This is a genomic window from Pseudovibrio sp. Ad5 (assembly GCF_001623095.1).
In the GTDB taxonomy this organism is placed as follows: domain Bacteria; phylum Pseudomonadota; class Alphaproteobacteria; order Rhizobiales; family Stappiaceae; genus Pseudovibrio.
Genome location: NZ_LMCH01000015.1, coordinates 415603 through 432098 on the forward strand (window position 1 = coordinate 415603; position 16496 = coordinate 432098).

The window sequence follows — 16496 nt, forward strand, 5'->3', positions numbered from 1 at the left end:
TAGTTGTAAATTTTACTTCAACTTATTCAAGTCGAGCTCATTCGACAGAAAAGTAAATTCATGAATACTTTCAGTCGGATATGGGAAGATTACAAGGAGCGGGCCAACAAAGCGCCATTGTTAGAAGCTGCTCAAAAGTGTGGGGCAGTGCTGAAGCGGGGTGGCAAAGAGTACACTGGGCCATGCCCCGCATGCGGGGGCACAGATCGCTTCAGCGTCAATCCAGTGAAGCAGAAATGGAACTGTAGAGGAGCAGGCGGAGGCGGCGATGCAATCGGCATCGTAATGCATTGCATGTCAGTGGACTTCAAAGCGGCCTGTGAGGTTCTGACGGGAGAGGAACCTCCCTTCGGAGAAGGCGCTTGGGATGAAAATGCGCAGCGTAAAGCAGCTGAGCGCAAGAAAGAGGCCAAGGCCAAAGCTGCACGCGAAGCAGAAGAACAAGCCCAGCAGGAAGCCGATAGCACTGAATACGCGCTTAAGCTCTGGGACCAATCCAAACCGATTGAGGGCACTCCTGCTGAAGCATATTTGCTGGGGCGTGGGCTCCCGAGAATGCAGTGGCCGGATTGCCTGCGTTACCACCCGGGCCTGAAGTATCCGGACGCAGGAAAGCTTCCCGCCCTTGTTTGCCGCGTTAATGACACCATGGGCGATCTCACCGGGATCTGGCGTATTTTCATCACCAAAGAAGGCCGGAAAGCACCGGTCGCAAATGCAAAGCTCGGTCTTGGTCCGGTTGCTGGGGGTGCAGTGCGGCTTCAGGAAGCTGCTGACGGGGAAATCGGCATAGCTGAAGGCGTTGAGACAGCCCTTGCAGTTTACGCCCTGACGGGGCGCCCTTGCTGGTCCTGCCTGTCTACAGCGGGGCTTATCAACTTTGAAACACCTTTAGAAATAGAGCGAGTCCGCATCTATGGCGACGGTGATCAGGCCTTTCAAAAGCCTGATGGTAGCTGGGATCTGGCCCCCGGCAAAAAGGCAGCCCTGCAAGCTGCTGAAAACCTCACTCAAAACGGATTGCAAGTGCTGGACATAGCTTTGCCTGAGGCGGGCTCTGACTGGCTGGATGTTTACAATGATCTTTATGGAGTTGCTGCATAATGGAACACTTGAACTTACCTGGCATTGAAAGACTTGAATATCTGAGTGGGCAGCAGGGCGAGATTATCATTGATGCCTTTGCGGGTGGAGGTGGCGCATCTACCGGCATTGAAATGGCTCTGGGGCGTTCTCCGGATCTTGCTATCAATCACTGTGAAGCTGCGCTGGCCATGCACGCGGCCAACCACCCAGAAACCGTGCATTTACCTGAAAGCGTTTGGGATGTTGATCTGAAAGCGTACACAGCAGGCCGTCCAGTGGGGTTGCTTTGGGCGTCTCCAGATTGTCGCCATTTCTCAAAGGCTCGGGGTAGCAAGCCAACCTCCAAGTCAGTGCGAATGCTAGCGTGGTCCATCGTGAACTTCTGCCAGAAGCTTGGGAAGAACAGGCCACGAATAATCGTCTTAGAAAACGTTATGGAGTTTCGCGGTTGGGAAGACTTTGAACCATGGAAAGTTGCTCTTGGGAAACTGGGTTATCAGGTTGAAGTCAGGGACTTAAAGGCTTGTGACTATGGGGCCCCGACCATCCGAAAGCGCATGTTCATGGTAGCCAGACGGGACAAGAAGGCAATCAAGTGGCCAGCTCCCACACATGGAGATCCAAGCACTCTTGAGGTTAAAAGTGGACAGCTGCTCCCTTGGAAGACGGCAGCAGATTGCATCGACTGGTCAATCCCGTGCCCATCCATTTTTGAACGCAAGAAACCTCTTGCTGATAACACCCTGAAACGCATTGCAGCAGGAATAAAGAAGTTTGTCATCGATGCGCCAGAGCCTTTCATTCTAAACATGAGCCATGGGGGCAGTCTGGAGCCCATGGGTAAACCTGTCACAACCATCAAAACAGAAAGAGGCGGGTGCAGGGCATTGGTGGTCCCATATATTCAGCGCCAGTTTGGAAACTCCGTCGGCGGCGAAGCTGATAGCCCACTCGGCACCGTAACAGCCTCAGGAGGTGGTAAGTCTGCTTTGGTTGCCGCATCTCTTGTTCAAACCGGATACGGGGAGCGCGAAGGGCAGCTGCCCCGCACCATGGATATTGAAGCGCCTTTGGGAACGGTTGTTGCAGGCGGAGCAAAGCACGCCTTGGTTTCTGCTTTCCTCGCGCAACATAACACCGGTGTGGTGGGGCGTTCAGCTGAGGCGCCGGTTTCAACTATTCTTCAGACGGGCTCTCACCAAGCGTTGGTCACCAGTCACCTCATGATGATGCGCGGCACTTGTAAGGATGGGCAGCCTGCTGATGCTGCAATGCCTACGCTAACAGCCGGGGGCAACCATATCGCTGAGGTGCGAGCTTTCCTTATGGCCTATTATGGAACAAGCGTAGGGCAGGATACTAAGGAGCCAATGGGCACTGTGACAACGAAGGACCGCTTCAGCCTCGTAACTGTTGAGATTGGTGGCGAGCCCTATGCGATAGTAGATATCGGGATGAGAATGCTCACGCCTGAGGAGCTGTATCGAGCGCAAGGTTTCCCTGAAGATTACAAGATCGACTTTGAGTTCAAGGGCAAGCCCTTGTCCAAGAAAGAGCAGGTTGCCAAGTGCGGCAATAGTGTGTGCCCACCAATAGCAAAGGCTATCATCGAGGCGAACCTTCCAGACCTGAAAGTAACGAAGGAAGCCGCTTGATGGGGAAGCGGAGTAACTTCAAAAAGGTCAACAAAGATTTGTACCGCACCATCGACCCGAAGGCAGCGAGGATCTTGCTGCCTTACTTGGGTGGGGTGCGATCCTTCGTTGAACCCTTTGCCGGATCAGGTGATCTTGTGGGGCCATTCCTGAGAGCCGGACTTGATTGCAAGGCACGCTACGATATTCAGCCGCGCTATCGCATGGTTGAAAAGCGCGATGTTTTAAGCCTTGAAATTGAAGATCTCAAAGGCGCAGAAGCAATCATAACCAACCCGCCATGGAGCAGGGATAGAGCCTCAGGTTACCTCCTACATCGCATCATTGATCATCTTCGGGTGATGGTGCCCACCTGGCTCCTGTTTGACGCTGATTGGGCCTACACCGGTCAGAGCGAGCCATACATGCGCTATTGCTCCTTGATAGTGCCGGTCGGACGGTTGCGATGGATTCCCGGCACCACAACCAAAGGCAAGGATAATTGCTCTTGGTATTTCTTTCAAAAAGACGAAGCAGAAATCAGACAGTTTGAGAAGGTGGCAGCATGACAAACCTTGAATCAATCGAACAACAAGTTCTTGCGCGCCTTTTGGCGGCTCCTGAGCTGTACTGGGATGTTGCAGATCAGGTGACCCCAGCGCACTTCCATGATCCTATCTGGAAGGCTGTCTGGATCGGCTTGGACACCTGTCACAAAGAGGGCAGCTTTGATCTGCACCTTGTGGAGACAAACGCCCCGTATGAAGGCGATGCAGATCTTGTGGCGCGCATCAAATCACTCGCAGCTAAGGGCAGGAAGCTCACTGCTGAAATCGAAGACCTTGTGAAACCGCTCCTCAACCGGCGTAACAAGGAGCTGATTGCCGAGACTTTCCAGAAAGGGCAGCAGGCTCTTTACACTGACACAAGGGCTGCTGAGCTTGCAGAGAGCGCTATTGAAGAGCTTCAAGAGATTTCAGGGCAAGCACAGAGAACTAGCACTGTAACCCTTGGGCAAAGCGCACAAGCTGTTTATGAGCGGGCTGCGCAGCCTCAGGAAACAGGGGGCGATGCTTTGGGGACCGGTCTAAAGCAAATTGATAACCTTTTGGGTGGTGGCTTAGTTGATGGCGAGCTAACTGTAATCGGTGCAGAAGGGGCAAGCGGTAAGACTGCCCTTGCTTTGCAGATTGCCGAGTTCATTGCCTGCCAGTATGGCCCGGTTGATTTCCAGTCAAAGGAAATGGACGCAGAACAGCTCACCATGCGGCGTGTTGCAGCTATGTCTGGCATCAGTACCCACGCTATGCGTCGGGGTGGGCTTTCAGCAGATGAGCTGGAAAAGATCTACCTTGCAAAAGAGGATTGCCAGAGTATCCCGCTATATATTGATGAGACTTCTAGAACGACTGTTGAGCAGCTGTTTATCCGAGCAAAAGCTAACAAGTCTAGGTTTGGGACTAAGGCCCTGTTTGTCGATAGCGTAAAGGCCATGCGGGCTAAAGATAGCCGCTTGGATTCAAACCTTCCTGCACGTTGTGGCTACGTGATTTCGGAGTTGAAGGAGCTTGCCAAAGCCCTCAACATTCCAGTCGTTGCCCTTGCCCATGAAGTCAGATCAGAGAGAGAACCGTTACAACGCCTGACACGTAAGGAACTGTTTGGCGGGTCAAATATGGAAGACAGCGCGGACAACATCCTCATTCTCTTCCGCCCTGAGCCAATCTTGCTTCGCAAAGAGCCAAAGGAAGGCACAGACTTACATGTCAAATGGCAAACGGATCTGATCAACTGGAAGGACAGAGCACAGGTGCACGCCGATAAAGTCCGTATGGGCTCAGGTGGGCGCTGTGCTGAGCTTGTTTTTGATGGGCCTACCACAACCTTCAGGGAAGATCGCGGACACCAAGAAGGGATGCTCTTATGAGCGTCCCAATCCGCTTTGTGTGGAAAGTGGAGATTGGAACAGTGGTGGAAGATAGTGGGACAGGCGACAGAACAGAGATTACAGATCAGATCTGCGCGCTTTACAATCGGGTGCTCTATGTTTCCCCCTTGAACTATGAGGCTTTGCGAAGCCGAGCCATCAAGCAGGAAAAGAAAGCGGCATGAACGACAACAAACCATACAAGCCGGTGTTTCGTTGGCGCCCAACATGGGAGGATCAACCGCAAGATTTCACGGCCAAACCGCCTCAACGCAAAACGACGACTATGCGTATGCACTGGGAGACTGGCCCCAATGGTGAAGGGCGCTGGAGTTGGGTTGTAAATGATTGGAAGAAAGTTGCGGAAGGTTACGCCGAAACACACCTTGAAGCAGCCCGCAAAGCAGAAACTGCCTTTATTGAATTTTTGAAACAGCCGGAGGAATAAATGAGCGACATTCAGGCACTATATGCGGTGATCCTAGATCGGCTGATAGAGGCACAGGTTGTCATGCGCCTTATGAAGGTGCGAGGCGTTAGACCGGGGCAACCGCAAAGCTTCTGGCCTGATTTCAGCCCGAGTGAGGATGACCAATGGGAAGCGGCTCTAAACGCTGTCGCCAAGAAGCTCACTGAGGCTGAAAAGAGAGCCAGGAACATGACCGGGCCGGATGCTGCAGCAATTGCACGGATGGAAGAGACATGGGACTGGATGCACTACATCAAGCGAAACGAAGAGAGAAAAGCGCTCTCATTGTTGGTGTTTTGCTACGCCTACAAGATCCAGCCAAAGAAGGTTCTTGACCAGATGGGACTAGCAAAACAAACGGCCCATGATCGTTTTGAGAGAGCACTTCACCAAATTTCTGTAAGAGTTTGTAATAAAAGAGATTTACCCGCGTTCGCTGATAAAGATTTATCCGTGCAGTTCCGGCCTAAATCGGGTATCTATTCAGATAAGATGAGACAACTCGCGGCTTGATGATTTAGCCGTAATTCGTTTCAAGTTTCCCAAATGACTAACCCGCCAAATCGGCGGGTTTTCTTTTTGAATGTTGAAGACTAGCTCAGCAAGCTCTGAAAGGCATTTAGCTTGATGGCATATTTTGTCTTAAGCGCTTGTAGTGACTCATAGTACTTGACCAGTTTCACCGCAAACATGAGATCATTTTGTGATGCATTAGCTGCAATATCTCCCTTAAAACCCTTCGTGGTTGAATGGTTATTGAAAACCCCAATCAACTCAGCAATGCGTTGATTGTATTTCTTGGACATATACTTAGGGTCGTTTGCTGCGGCTTTTTCATTTATTAAAATTTGCTGCTTAACGTAGTTTATGATGAAGGTGATCTCGTTGCGCTGGTTCGATACCTCATCAGAAATGTAGTCCATAACCTTTGCTTCGCTATTTGCTAGCGACCGAATGGCTTCATAGATAGCAAAATTTGTAGCTTCTGAGCCGCCCATAGGCTGCTGTGATTTAGAGATCTTCCGCTCAACGTTGATCGCGCTAAGAAGGGAGTCTGCCTCCAGCAAGCTTTGCAAGTTTTTAAGATCCTGAGCGACTAACGAATGGGCTTCTCTTACAAATGGCAACAACTGAATTTCGTTTGCATCTGACTGGTGTGAAAGCTGCTTACGAACAAGATAAAAACTCCGAACGGTCACGATTGGCATCGCTATTGTCCCAGCCATCGTTAAAAGGCCGACAACTGTGGCTGATGAGCGGTGACCAGTGGTGAACATTGTTTCAGCGAAATTCGCCAACACGCCGATTATAACTATGACACCAGCGATAGTTATCGCCGATAACGCCAAAAGCGGCACAAGGAGCACTAATGCGCTCGTGACAGAGAAATCCTTTTTAAAATCGATCATGAACGCCTCAAAGGAATGAGGCGAGAGGCATGGAGGCAGCCACCTCCAAAGCTACGGGCACGTTTATGACTACAACACCCGCCCGGTAAGACTAAGCATATTACCGCCCCCGCCATATCTACTCACCGCAATTAATGAGCAGGGGGCATTTATGCGTCGAGAATCATTTTGGAATCAACCAGATGTGGCCACTGCAATGCACTCCTGTTCAAAAACGAACCGGGTGCAATCGTGAAACCCATTGAAATCAAGTGTCGGAGATGCGGCACACTAAACCAGTTGAGGCCCTTAGAGCCCATAAGCGAATGCCCTGAGCATCAAGCTTAGAGAGCATGGAATGACTAAAGGGGCACTAAGCCAAGATTTTATCGTACCGCCTTTTTCAGTGTTGAGCGCAAGGGCCAAGGAATGGCAAGACCGCAAGCGCCTTTGGCTCGACCTGGGGATTGATAGCGGTGAAGGAAGGAAAGAAGACCTCCTAAGCGGATACGCCAGCGCAATGGCTAAGTGGTCAGAGATCAACGGGAAGGGCACAGCACCCGGCTCATGGGCAAGTAAAAGCGTATTTGACCCAGTCCTGACTGAGCTTTGTTATGCATGGTTCTGTCCGCCTGAGGGAAAGGTTCTTGATCCTTTTGCTGGTGGATCTGTAAGGGGCTTAGTAGCCGCCTACATGGGGCGCGAGTATACAGGTGTAGATTTGCGCCCTGAGCAGGTTGAAGCCAATGACCTGCAGGCTGATGTCCTTGGGATTAAACCAAAGCCTAAGTGGAAGGTTGGTGATGCTGTACAGCTTTACAAGCATGTGCGCGGCTACTTTGATTTCATACTGACCTGTCCACCTTATGGCGATCTTGAGAAGTATTCAGATGATCCCTCAGACCTTTCGAACATGCACTACGACGTGTTTGTGGGGGCCTTCCGTGCCTCAATGAAGCAGGCAGCAGCGCGGCTGAAGGAAGACCGCTTTGCAGCCATCGTGGTTGGTGATTTCAGGGACCGGGAAGGCATAAACCGGGGTTTTGTACGGGACACCATTGAAGCCTGCGAAGACGCGGGCCTGCGCTTCTACAATGATGCTGTGTTGATCACTCAGGCCGGTTCATTGCCCTTGAGGGCTCGTGGAGGTTTTGAGAGCGGGCGCAAGCTTGGCAAGACACACCAAAACGTGCTGATTTTCGTGAAGGGTGATCCTAAAGCGGCTACTGAGGCGGCTGGGAAGGTTGCGGGCTACGAGTTTTAAGGTTGGCGGTCCAGCGCAGTGTATCTGCCCCTGTCTAAGTATCGGCTATACGATCAGAGGACTACCAAATGACAGGGGCGATTTGCTGGATGTTAGATTATGACGGTTCAAAAACAACAGCGCACGTACGTTTGTCCTGCGTATCAAGCAACGGAACCGCTACTACCTTACAACCGTTTTTAAATCCATTTTTTGTAGTTGCGGGAATTTTACAAAAACGCTCAGTTACTGTGCCTATAAATTCTAGATCAAAACTACCCAGTGGCATTAAAGTACCACCGTCTCGTGTTACAGTGCTAAAGCGTGTACTGAAATCTTTCCTAAACTCACTTTCAGTTTCAATTAGTTCACCAGTTTCTACAAGCAAGAATGGATTTGTTAAAGCTGCATTGGTGGCTGTGTTCTTGACTTGTAGCTGCGGATCTGAAGAGACTATAATATCCACTCCGCACATATTGGAGAAAACCAACTCAAGCGTCCGTCCATATGAGGCTTGGTTTGATAGTAAAAAAGCTGCAAGTGCTGCAGTAGTTAAAGCTAAGCGATTCATAGGTTATTACTCCGTTCTTTTTAGACACAGGTAATGACCCGCTATTGGCGAATACGTGAGTAACTCCCGTTCAGTATTTGAAACACGGTTAGCGAGCGGTGAAGTAATAACTTTTTATTGTCGAGATATGCGGCTCATGCAAGTTATGGTAAAGCAAGACACGTTCAAATGGCTACTTGTATTCGAACTTAAAATCTCTCGCATGTAGGATCTTTTTTGCAGCTTCATTCGCAAGCTCGCCAGCTGCTTCAGTTAAGTTCCAATGCATATCGCTGTCGGTGACATACAGGTGCCCTACAAGGTTGAGATCCACTACATTGCTAAATCGAGTGCCCTCTTGCAGGTATTGTGAAGGGGCGGCAATGGCATACGAATTGACAGAAAGCTTTGCCTCTAACATCACAGCACATCTCGATCCGGGCTTGAAACCAGTAAGTGTCAAATAGAGCACGGCGGCATTAGAGGCAGTCGTATCTTCAGATACAGGTATCCCGTTCTTGCGCAGTGCGCCCTCCGATTTATCTTTCAGTACTTCGGGTTCAGGAGAGCAATCACCGTGTACGGTGTCTACTATCTGGACACGAACCTTTTCGACTGAAGTGAGTAACGCAGCAGTGGCGGATTCCTGAGTTGAAACAATCTCCGCTGATTGGGCAGATAGGCAGCCTGCGAGCCCAAACATGAAGGCGAGAGTGGCTTTACTCAATGTATTCATCTGCAAATCTCTCTTTGAAAAAACATCTGCTGGCCGGTTAGCTCTATCCAGCACAAAGCTCAAGAAACCAGAAGTTACAAATTGATGTTCGGCACACGGGCTGCGTGATCGGCAAAGAGCAACAAAGCGTCTGAGGCCAAAGCAAAACCACGCATGCCACGGAAGAAGGCTCCGCATAATGCCTCCAGTTACCCTCGAATTCGCAGACGACAACCATGTGCACTTTCGTAATGCGGTTGAGCGGATAGGAAACAGAAAGACAGCAGAGCGCGCCTACAGAAAGGTCATCAATAAAACCGGCACCAAGCTGCGTAAAGGCGTGCTGAAGACGCTTCCTAAGCAAACAGGCTTGCCATCCCGTACAATTAGGAAGGCTCTGGGGAAGCCTAAGAGGGCGAGTGCGAGCTATAAGGGCAACGCTGCCAGCCTGTCTTATGTGCTGACCACAAAGGGCGGACTAATCAGCCTGAAGCACTTCAAGCCAAGAGAGCTGATGCGCGGCGGGGTAGTAGCGCGGCCAAGGGGGCAGAGGCTCTATCTGGAAAAGGCATTCATGAAGGGCGGACGCTTCCCAGGTCGCAAGACCTTGAACCTTGGTGGGGCAGTCTTCCGGGCCAACCTTAACGTAGGTAAGCGCTGGTACAGGGGCTTCCATAGCCTCAAGAGTAGCGTTCGCATTCCGGATGAAATGGTAATAGGCCCATCAAAGGCCGAGCACGACAACGCAACCCGCTCCTTTGCCCCGGCAATGGAAGTGGAGATTAAGCGTCTGCTGGCTGTGAAGGGTTAAGGCCCTCAAAGGTACATAGTTTCGCCGTCATAGACTTCCTTGATGCATTCTTTGCAATCGCTAGTCCAATCACGCAGAGCAATGTATTTGAGCAGGTTGCTCTCGATCACGAGTTGCCGCCATGCAGAAGACTGGACTTCTTTTGAAAATGCAGCGAAGAAAATCAAAACAAGATCGGAATCAAGAAGTTGAGATCTCAAAATTTCCCGATATATCTCTTTGTTATCTATCTCTGATTTTTCGATCATCTCAGAAATCATCATAACGAAACGAATGTAATCAACGCTACCGTCACGCGGTTCGTTTCGAGGAGCAGCCCAATATCCGGTGAGAAGGTTCGAAACGTGAAGTGCTGATGTTGTCTTATCTCGCAGATCTTTAACATACCGTGCCAAAGCAGCACTGCCTCTAATGTTGGTTTTGCCGGGGTGAAGGAGCTGTTCTCTATGTTTAAAAAGCAAGTCGAGGGCGTTGTAAAAACTGGTTTCAAATGCCTGCTTACCAAGTTGCTTGGTTTGCGCGGTTATGTTGTCTTCCTGCTTTTCGAGAATTTCACGAGTGTCGTCCCTTTCGTCCTTCACTGTAGATAACTCTTCTCGCTGCAATAGGATCGCATAGAACAGACCAAGGAAGGCAAGGCCAGCAAACAGTGAGTTCACTATCCCAAATGTATCACCAGTAGGGCCTCTCTCTGAGTAACCACCTACTGCCTGAGGAGTGCCTAGGATGCCTAGCCTTTCCAATATGCTTTGTGGCTGAGGCTCAGGGGTATCGAAATAGGAGAGAAGATAGGGGAGTTCTCCTGTGACTGCGTACCGGGCGTTAGCCCACCAGAGGCAGATTATGAGTATCGTAAGACCAATGAAGATGATCCAAGCCCATGGTGAGCTTAACAGTAGCGCGTTGCGCTTGGTTCTCTGATCCTTAGGCTGTTCACTCTTCGGCATATCGGCACTCCTTATCGAGGTTCGTGATACGCGATTCCCCCTTGGGGTTGGAAGATGCAAAGGGCACGTGGCACGGCGCAAAAGGCATGCGCGATGCATACCCCCCCCGGTCTAGGGACCGTATTTCGATTTTTTCAGCCCGCTACGGTGGCGGAGCCCGATTTATGGCCCGTTACAGTTCAAAAAACAGCGGGGTTACTAGACGGGTTTTTAGCTCCACCAATCCCAAAAACCTAACAATTTCAATGAACGAATACGCTGTAGACGTTGCTAACCTGTAACACTGCGGCCTTTTTTATGTGAGGATACGTGTTGGGCAAAATTGTTAGCACTTTGGAGCTTTGTGAAGTCTTTGGAATTAGCAGACAGACGCTCCATAGGTGGAGGGCTAAGGGGTGCCCGATCCATGATGATAAAGGGGCGGGGAAGTTAACGACCTACAACACTGCAGAGGTGTTTGCTTGGCGAGAGATGTTCAGCAAGTCCTCATTAGGTGAAGACAAGATACCTGAGCGCGAACGGGCGCAAATACGCAAGGACAATGCATCAGCAGAGAAGGCCGAAATTGAGCTTGAGCTGCTACGCAGAACTGCAATCCCAATCGACATTGTTAAGGCCAAGATCTCGAAGGAATACTCAGAGATCAGAGCTAATTTTGTTGCGTTACCCGGTGAAATCTCTGCTGACCTTGAACTTCTTGAGGCTCCCGACATTGAGGAGATCCTCTCTTCAAAAGTGAGTGAAATCCTTGAAGCATTGGCGGACGATAGCTAGTGAGCGTATTGATGATGTCTTCGCAGAATGTAGGCAACGCGATCTCAAGCCACCACCAAAGCTTAACCTCGTAGAGTGGGCAGATGAATACCGCTATGTAGCCCGAGAGAATACAGCCAATCCGGGGCGTTGGAAGACAAGACGTGTTCCTGTTTCGATTGGCCCCATGATGGCGGTCACAGAGAAGGATACGCAAGTTCTCACAGCAATGGCCTGCACTCAGTTGATGAAAACTGAGTTTCTACAGAACGTTGCGAGCTACCATATACATCAAGATCCGTCGCCGATCTTGTTCATTCAACCTACGCAGAAGCTTGCTGTTTCGTTCTCCAAGGAACGCTTTCAGAAAACCGTCGATACAACACCAGTTCTGAGGGAGTTGATACCGGACGCCAAGTCACGAGATTCAGGCACAACACTGGAGCACAAGGAGTACCCTGGCGGAGCATTGGACTTCGTGGGCGCTAACTCCCCAACTGATCTGGCGTCACGCCCCAAGCGCATTACCCTCGCTGATGAGGTTGATCTTTACCCCGCAGATGCAGGCGGTATGGGCGACCCACTGGCATTGGGTGAGGAACGATCCTCGACCTTTAACAAGCGCCGTCTGAATGTCCGTGTGTGTTCGCCTTCAGACGAAGAAACATCGAAGATCTATCATGAGTACATGGCCAGTGATCAGCGTAAATGCTTTGTTCGCTGCCCTCATTGCGATGAAGAGCAGGCGCTCTATTGGTCCCGCGAGACTGTTCAATGGGACAAGGACGACAACGGCAACCACCTTTCAAATACTGCGCAGTACTTTTGCTCAAAGTGTGGGGCTGGGTGGAGTGAGAAAGAGCGCAAGTTGGCGCTGCTGCGCATTGCAGATGAAACAGATTATGGCTGGAGGCAGACGAAGCCTTTCACATGTTGCGGGAAGACGCATAACCCGCTCGAATGGGGTGGTGCAGGGCACTGGAACGAGAAGGGGCGCTCACATTGTCCCGAATGCAAAAAAGCTTCGCACTACGAAGGGCATGCAGGCTTTCATGTTTCCAAACTCTACTCTACGAGACACTCCCTTTTTGACGTCGTGAAGGAGTTCCTTAACTCCTACAAGAAGCCTTTGATGCTTCGAAAGTGGACAAACACCGCGCTTGCCGAGGTGGTGAAGGGTATCAAGCTTGCCCTTTCTGCTGAAGGGCTCGCAGAGCGGGTTGAGGGCTACTCCCATGAGGCAATACCTGAGGGAGTGCGCTTGCTTGTCGTGGGTGCTGATACGCAAGATGACCGCATTGAGATGACAGTGGTTGGCTATGGCCTGGATGATGAGAACTGGGTGATCCGGCATGTCGTTTTGGACGGTGACACAGCTGGCAAGCGGGTTTGGGATGAATTTGATAGGGAGCTACGCCAAGTCTATTACCGGGAGGATGGCAAGCGGCTTTCCATTAAAGCGACCTGCATTGACTCCCAAGGTCATAGGGCTGCGATTGTGCAATCGTTCTGCGCGAAACGTAAGCACCGCCGGATCTATGCAATCAAGGGCAAGGGGAACAATGCCGGGCATCGCCAGATCTGGCCCAAAACGCCATCTCGAACCAAGAACTCAGGTGAGCATGTCTACATCGTGGGGGTTGATACGGCAAAGGACTTGATCGCCTTGCAGCTTGGGGTTCAGCTGCCGGAAGACGGTGAGCCAACGCCGAACGCAACTCACTTCCCCTGTGATGACCTGCCAGCTGATTATTTCGCTCAAATGACCGCAGAGCAGGCGATCATCAAAGAGCACGCAGGCAAGCCCGTGAGGTGCTGGGAACCGAAAGAAGAGGGCATCCGCAACGAAGCGTGGGACTGCAAGGTTTGTGCAGCCGCCGCGCGTCTATCACTACCTGATCGTTTGATCAGTAAACCGGGCAGTAAACAGAGCCTACCCAAACCGGCATTGCCGAACGAGCCTAAGGAACCCAAACAGATGAGTAGACCCGAAGCGCCAATAAAGGCCAGTCGTGGGACTACTCGACCGGCACCTAAGGCGGCCCGCCCTAAGAACAAGTTTCGGAGAAGATTTCAATGACAGGCAAGGGTTTAACGCGACCTCGGTTCCGCGTGCCTGCCAATACCCGGCAGCTCGCGAAGACCGGCCAGCGCTCGACAATGCGTTATCTTGGTGGCGATCCATCTGGCGTGTTGGCAAAGCGCTCCGCCCCGATCCGCTCAGGGTCCGAGGATGTGAGAGCGGCGGCGGCGCGGGCTTCTGCCCTTGCGACGGATTTCATGCACAACAGCGGGTGGATCGCCGGTGCAGTTGATCAAGTCATCACCGATACAATCGGGGAAGGGCTCAAGATCAACTATAAGCCAGATCTCTCAAAGCTTGGGTACGACAAGAAGGAAGAGAAGGAGTTCGCGGAGCTCGTTGAGAAGGAGTTTCGCGCCTACGCTAACAACCCGCTTGAAGTCGATTTAGCAGGCCAGAAAAAGCTTGCTGAAATGGATGATGGGGTTTGCCGGATCTACGCAACTAAAGGTGAGGCATATGGCGTTTTCAGCTTTATGTCTCCTGCGGAGCGTAAGAAGTATGGCATCAGGACCGGCACTAAAATTTCGCTCGTTTCACCCCATAAACTGAAGTGGGAAACCAGCCAGTTGATTGGTTTGGAAGATGGCATCTTCAAAGATGATAACGGACGACACCTGAAGTACAGGTTCCAGCGCAAAGGCAAAATAGGCGGGTTAATCGATCACGATGTGGACGCCTTTGATGGCCTTGGTTTGCGTCAAGTAGTGCAGCTAATGGATCGCTCAGAGAACCCTGACGCCTCTCGCGGTGTCCCTCTGATGACCGCAGTTCTGAACAACATGAGCTTTCAGGAGCAGCTGGGAAACGCGACTCTTGCTACTGCACTCGCGCAGGCGATCATGGCGGCTACAGTCAAAAGTCCCGACGCCTCTGAAGATATCTTTCAAGCATTTCAGGCGCTTGATGGAAGTGACAACGAAGATATCGGCGAAGACCTTGCAAACCTATGGCGGTCACGCCTTGAGGCCCTTCAGGAAGGAACAATCAACCTTTCTGATGGAGTGAGGGTCAACCACCTTGCTCCGGGAGAAGAGTTTGAGCTTCACTCAAGCAAAACGCCAAACCCGCACTATGTGTCCTTCTTCCAAAACCTCTTGAGAGAGGTTGCCCGGCGTATAGGCGCCACCGCATCATCGGTAACGATGGACCACACTGGAGCGACTTACAGCTCAGTCAGAATGGAGTATGCAACCATCTGGCCCATCGTGACTCGACGGCGTGACCGGGTGGTGGCCCCACTTACAAAAGTGACTTTCGCCAACTGGTTGGATGAAGAAGTCGCAGAAGCTCGCATCCCGTTCAAAGGAGGGTATGCCGCCTTCCGGGCGAACCGGGAACAGATAAGCCAGGTTGATGTTCTCGGACCGGCGCAGCCTACAGCTGACGATGACAAGAAGGAAAGCGCCCGTAAGAAACGTCTTGAAAATGGCGTTTCATCGGTCCGCCGTGAATGCTCTTTGGATGGGGTTGATTATGACCAAATCCAAAGGGAAATCGATGAAGAGATCGAGGACTTTAAGAAGCAGGGCCGCATGCATCCATCTGAAAAAGTGCAGGGAGGTAGCGGCCAATCCGAAGACGGGCCTAAGAAGCCCAAAGCCAAGCAACCTGGGGATGATGAATGAGCAAGGACTGGTGCGCCGAAGTTGAAAAACTGGAGGCAATCTATGAGGCCGTGCGCAACGGTGAGCAGGTCACTGAAAGTCGCTTTGGTGAGGACTTCGTCAAGTATCGCGATGCCGACCTCAACCGAATTGACCGTGATCTCAATCACGCAAGAGCGCAGTGTGAGATCAAACAGGGCAGACGAAAACGCAAACGCTTCGCCGCCCGCATTAGAGCTTAGAGGTGCACATGGGCATTTATCGAGACGGACAAATCTTCATGTATGGGGCCGTTGGGCTCGACTGGTACGAGGAGTACTTTACTGCGCTGCATGTCATTCAGGCACTTGCAGAGCATGGACGCGATAAGGATGTAACTGTTCGAATGAACTCGGGTGGTGGTGATCCGATCACCGCGATTGCGGTCTACAACGCTTTAAAGGCTCATGACGGTCAGGTCACCGTCCAGATTGATGCAATGTCTGCTTCGGCTGCCTCGCTCATCGCGATGGGTGCGGATGTTCGCATCATGCAAGCTGGTGCCCAGATGATGATACATGAACCTTCCTCTGGAGGTTGGGGCACGGCGCATGACCTGAAAGAGGGAGCAGATCTTCTCGACATGCAGGCGGATGAGTATGCAAAGCTTTACGCGAAAGCATCTGGGAAAACCACAGAGGAAGCCCGAGAGGTCATGAAGGCTGAAACTTGGATGACTGGAGAGGAAGCGGTAATCGCAGGCTTTGCGACGACACATGAAGGGGGCGTAAGCTCTCTTATGTGCTCTCCGTTTGATTACACCAAGTACTCCAAAGCTCCGAAGGAGCTGGTGACGATGGCTCTAACGAACATGTGGGACAGGGAGCCTGTACCAACACCCCCAACTCAAGAGGAACAGACACAAATGCCAAAGACTGACGAAGAAATTGCTCAGATGGTGGCTGATGCGGAAGCTAAAGGCAAAGCTAATGGCACCAAGGAAGGCGTTGAAGCTTTCATGAAGTTGCAAAAGCAAGTGATGGAACTACCACAGGCGCAGAAGCAGCCAAAACTTGCAGAATCCTTCATGGCCGATGGCATGGACTTCGAACAGATCAAAGCTAAGTTTGATTTGATGGAAGACATTGCGCCAAACTCCAACAACAACCCATCGCAGAACGATTACTCCTCTATGCGACAGACAGGCGCCGGTCTGGACAGCACAGACAAGCCACAACAGCCGACAATGAGTGCTGGTTCTATTTACAAAAAGCGTCGCGAGTTGATGGCCTCCTAAGCCATCT

Annotated in this window: 19 protein-coding genes; 15 read left to right on the forward strand and 4 right to left on the reverse strand. The window is 51.3% G+C overall.

Features of this window, described 5'->3' with window-relative positions:
- The first annotated feature begins 60 nt into the window (after nucleotides 1–60).
- From PsAD5_RS10490 to PsAD5_RS10520, 7 genes are read left to right on the forward strand one after another with little or no spacing between them, the layout of a single operon-like run.
- Nucleotides 61–1104 (forward strand): DUF7146 domain-containing protein, encoded by a 1044-nt coding sequence (locus PsAD5_RS10490; RefSeq protein ID WP_063292061.1) that lies wholly within the window; start codon nucleotides 61–63, stop codon nucleotides 1102–1104.
- Nucleotides 1104–2741 carry a DNA cytosine methyltransferase gene (locus PsAD5_RS10495; protein ID WP_063292062.1) on the forward strand — a complete coding sequence of 546 codons (1638 nt, stop codon included), beginning with the start codon at nucleotides 1104–1106 and terminating at the stop codon, nucleotides 2739–2741. Before PsAD5_RS10490 ends, PsAD5_RS10495 begins: the two co-directional genes overlap by 1 nt.
- Nucleotides 2741–3289: a hypothetical protein gene (locus PsAD5_RS10500; protein WP_063292063.1), complete on the forward strand. Its 549-nt coding sequence runs from the start codon at nucleotides 2741–2743 to the stop codon at nucleotides 3287–3289. Before PsAD5_RS10495 ends, PsAD5_RS10500 begins: the two co-directional genes overlap by 1 nt.
- Nucleotides 3286–4647, forward strand: coding sequence for a replicative DNA helicase (locus PsAD5_RS10505; protein ID WP_063292064.1), 1362 nt, complete (start codon nucleotides 3286–3288; stop codon nucleotides 4645–4647). Before PsAD5_RS10500 ends, PsAD5_RS10505 begins: the two co-directional genes overlap by 4 nt.
- Nucleotides 4644–4832 (forward strand): hypothetical protein, encoded by a 189-nt coding sequence (locus PsAD5_RS10510; protein ID WP_063292065.1) that lies wholly within the window; start codon nucleotides 4644–4646, stop codon nucleotides 4830–4832. The genes PsAD5_RS10505 and PsAD5_RS10510 overlap by 4 nt, the downstream gene beginning before the upstream one ends.
- Nucleotides 4829–5095 (forward strand): hypothetical protein, encoded by a 267-nt coding sequence (locus tag PsAD5_RS10515; protein WP_063292066.1) that lies wholly within the window; start codon nucleotides 4829–4831, stop codon nucleotides 5093–5095. The genes PsAD5_RS10510 and PsAD5_RS10515 overlap by 4 nt, the downstream gene beginning before the upstream one ends.
- Nucleotides 5096–5629, forward strand: a complete 534-nt coding sequence (locus PsAD5_RS10520; RefSeq protein WP_063292067.1) for a DUF6362 family protein — start codon at nucleotides 5096–5098, stop codon at nucleotides 5627–5629. It abuts the gene before it with no gap.
- An 80-nt stretch (nucleotides 5630–5709) separates the two neighbouring features.
- Here the strand turns inward: PsAD5_RS10520 and PsAD5_RS10525 are convergent, their stop codons facing one another.
- The gene (locus tag PsAD5_RS10525; protein WP_063292068.1) at nucleotides 5710–6525 is read right to left on the reverse strand and encodes a hypothetical protein; all 816 of its coding nucleotides are present in this window, start codon (nucleotides 6523–6525) and stop codon (nucleotides 5710–5712) included.
- 168 nt (nucleotides 6526–6693) lie between these two features.
- On the opposite strand from PsAD5_RS10525, the gene PsAD5_RS28815 reads away from it, so the two are divergent.
- Both PsAD5_RS28815 and PsAD5_RS10530 read left to right on the forward strand, forming a co-directional pair.
- Nucleotides 6694–6852: a Com family DNA-binding transcriptional regulator gene (locus PsAD5_RS28815; RefSeq protein ID WP_206599625.1), complete on the forward strand. Its 159-nt coding sequence runs from the start codon at nucleotides 6694–6696 to the stop codon at nucleotides 6850–6852.
- 10 nt (nucleotides 6853–6862) lie between these two features.
- Nucleotides 6863–7768: a hypothetical protein gene (locus tag PsAD5_RS10530; protein ID WP_063292069.1), complete on the forward strand. Its 906-nt coding sequence runs from the start codon at nucleotides 6863–6865 to the stop codon at nucleotides 7766–7768.
- Nucleotides 7769–7865: 97 nt separating this feature from the next.
- On the opposite strand, the gene PsAD5_RS10535 is transcribed toward PsAD5_RS10530, so the two are convergent.
- Together PsAD5_RS10535 and PsAD5_RS10540 are read right to left on the reverse strand one after the other, a co-directional pair.
- The gene (locus PsAD5_RS10535) at nucleotides 7866–8318 is read right to left on the reverse strand and encodes a hypothetical protein (RefSeq protein WP_063292070.1); all 453 of its coding nucleotides are present in this window, start codon (nucleotides 8316–8318) and stop codon (nucleotides 7866–7868) included.
- A 172-nt stretch (nucleotides 8319–8490) separates the two neighbouring features.
- Nucleotides 8491–9210 carry a hypothetical protein gene (locus PsAD5_RS10540; RefSeq protein WP_153041357.1) on the reverse strand — a complete coding sequence of 240 codons (720 nt, stop codon included), beginning with the start codon at nucleotides 9208–9210 and terminating at the stop codon, nucleotides 8491–8493.
- Nucleotide 9211: 1 nt separating this feature from the next.
- On the opposite strand from PsAD5_RS10540, the gene PsAD5_RS10545 reads away from it, so the two are divergent.
- Nucleotides 9212–9823, forward strand: a complete 612-nt coding sequence (locus tag PsAD5_RS10545) for a hypothetical protein (RefSeq protein WP_063292072.1) — start codon at nucleotides 9212–9214, stop codon at nucleotides 9821–9823.
- Nucleotides 9824–9828: 5 nt separating this feature from the next.
- Here the strand turns inward: PsAD5_RS10545 and PsAD5_RS10550 are convergent, their stop codons facing one another.
- Complete coding sequence (locus tag PsAD5_RS10550) at nucleotides 9829–10869, reverse strand: putative phage abortive infection protein (protein WP_153041358.1); 1041 nt, start codon at nucleotides 10867–10869, stop codon at nucleotides 9829–9831.
- Nucleotides 10870–11241: 372 nt separating this feature from the next.
- On the opposite strand from PsAD5_RS10550, the gene PsAD5_RS10555 reads away from it, so the two are divergent.
- From PsAD5_RS10555 to PsAD5_RS10575, 5 genes are read left to right on the forward strand one after another with little or no spacing between them, the layout of a single operon-like run.
- A complete protein-coding gene (locus tag PsAD5_RS10555; protein ID WP_342585846.1) occupies nucleotides 11242–11544 on the forward strand; it encodes a hypothetical protein in 303 nt (100 codons plus the stop codon).
- The gene (locus tag PsAD5_RS10560) at nucleotides 11519–13603 is read left to right on the forward strand and encodes a phage terminase large subunit family protein (protein ID WP_193778146.1); all 2085 of its coding nucleotides are present in this window, start codon (nucleotides 11519–11521) and stop codon (nucleotides 13601–13603) included. The genes PsAD5_RS10555 and PsAD5_RS10560 overlap by 26 nt, the downstream gene beginning before the upstream one ends.
- Nucleotides 13600–15234, forward strand: a complete 1635-nt coding sequence (locus tag PsAD5_RS10565; RefSeq protein ID WP_063292076.1) for a phage portal protein — start codon at nucleotides 13600–13602, stop codon at nucleotides 15232–15234. Before PsAD5_RS10560 ends, PsAD5_RS10565 begins: the two co-directional genes overlap by 4 nt.
- Nucleotides 15231–15455 carry a hypothetical protein gene (locus PsAD5_RS10570; RefSeq protein ID WP_063292077.1) on the forward strand — a complete coding sequence of 75 codons (225 nt, stop codon included), beginning with the start codon at nucleotides 15231–15233 and terminating at the stop codon, nucleotides 15453–15455. The genes PsAD5_RS10565 and PsAD5_RS10570 overlap by 4 nt, the downstream gene beginning before the upstream one ends.
- An 8-nt stretch (nucleotides 15456–15463) precedes the next feature.
- Nucleotides 15464–16489 (forward strand): head maturation protease, ClpP-related, encoded by a 1026-nt coding sequence (locus PsAD5_RS10575; RefSeq protein WP_063292078.1) that lies wholly within the window; start codon nucleotides 15464–15466, stop codon nucleotides 16487–16489.
- The last annotated feature ends 7 nt before the right edge of the window (nucleotides 16490–16496 follow it).

Coding starts and splice junctions, on each gene's coding strand:
- PsAD5_RS10510 (WP_063292065.1), top strand. CDS start 4,644: ATGAGCGTCCCAATCCGCTTTGTGTGGAAAGTGGAGATTGGAACAGTG.
- PsAD5_RS10520 (WP_063292067.1), top strand. CDS start 5,096: ATGAGCGACATTCAGGCACTATATGCGGTGATCCTAGATCGGCTGATA.
- PsAD5_RS10530 (WP_063292069.1), top strand. CDS start 6,863: ATGACTAAAGGGGCACTAAGCCAAGATTTTATCGTACCGCCTTTTTCA.
- PsAD5_RS10505 (WP_063292064.1), top strand. CDS start 3,286: ATGACAAACCTTGAATCAATCGAACAACAAGTTCTTGCGCGCCTTTTG.
- PsAD5_RS10535 (WP_063292070.1), bottom strand. CDS start 8,318: ATGAATCGCTTAGCTTTAACTACTGCAGCACTTGCAGCTTTTTTACTA.
- PsAD5_RS10500 (WP_063292063.1), top strand. CDS start 2,741: ATGGGGAAGCGGAGTAACTTCAAAAAGGTCAACAAAGATTTGTACCGC.
- PsAD5_RS10575 (WP_063292078.1), top strand. CDS start 15,464: ATGGGCATTTATCGAGACGGACAAATCTTCATGTATGGGGCCGTTGGG.
- PsAD5_RS10565 (WP_063292076.1), top strand. CDS start 13,600: ATGACAGGCAAGGGTTTAACGCGACCTCGGTTCCGCGTGCCTGCCAAT.
- PsAD5_RS10515 (WP_063292066.1), top strand. CDS start 4,829: ATGAACGACAACAAACCATACAAGCCGGTGTTTCGTTGGCGCCCAACA.
- PsAD5_RS10525 (WP_063292068.1), bottom strand. CDS start 6,525: ATGATCGATTTTAAAAAGGATTTCTCTGTCACGAGCGCATTAGTGCTC.
- PsAD5_RS10495 (WP_063292062.1), top strand. CDS start 1,104: ATGGAACACTTGAACTTACCTGGCATTGAAAGACTTGAATATCTGAGT.
- PsAD5_RS10550 (WP_153041358.1), bottom strand. CDS start 10,869: ATGCATCGCGCATGCCTTTTGCGCCGTGCCACGTGCCCTTTGCATCTT.
- PsAD5_RS10545 (WP_063292072.1), top strand. CDS start 9,212: ATGCCTCCAGTTACCCTCGAATTCGCAGACGACAACCATGTGCACTTT.
- PsAD5_RS10490 (WP_063292061.1), top strand. CDS start 61: ATGAATACTTTCAGTCGGATATGGGAAGATTACAAGGAGCGGGCCAAC.
- PsAD5_RS10540 (WP_153041357.1), bottom strand. CDS start 9,210: ATGCGGAGCCTTCTTCCGTGGCATGCGTGGTTTTGCTTTGGCCTCAGA.
- PsAD5_RS10570 (WP_063292077.1), top strand. CDS start 15,231: ATGAGCAAGGACTGGTGCGCCGAAGTTGAAAAACTGGAGGCAATCTAT.
- PsAD5_RS10555 (WP_342585846.1), top strand. CDS start 11,242: ATGTTCAGCAAGTCCTCATTAGGTGAAGACAAGATACCTGAGCGCGAA.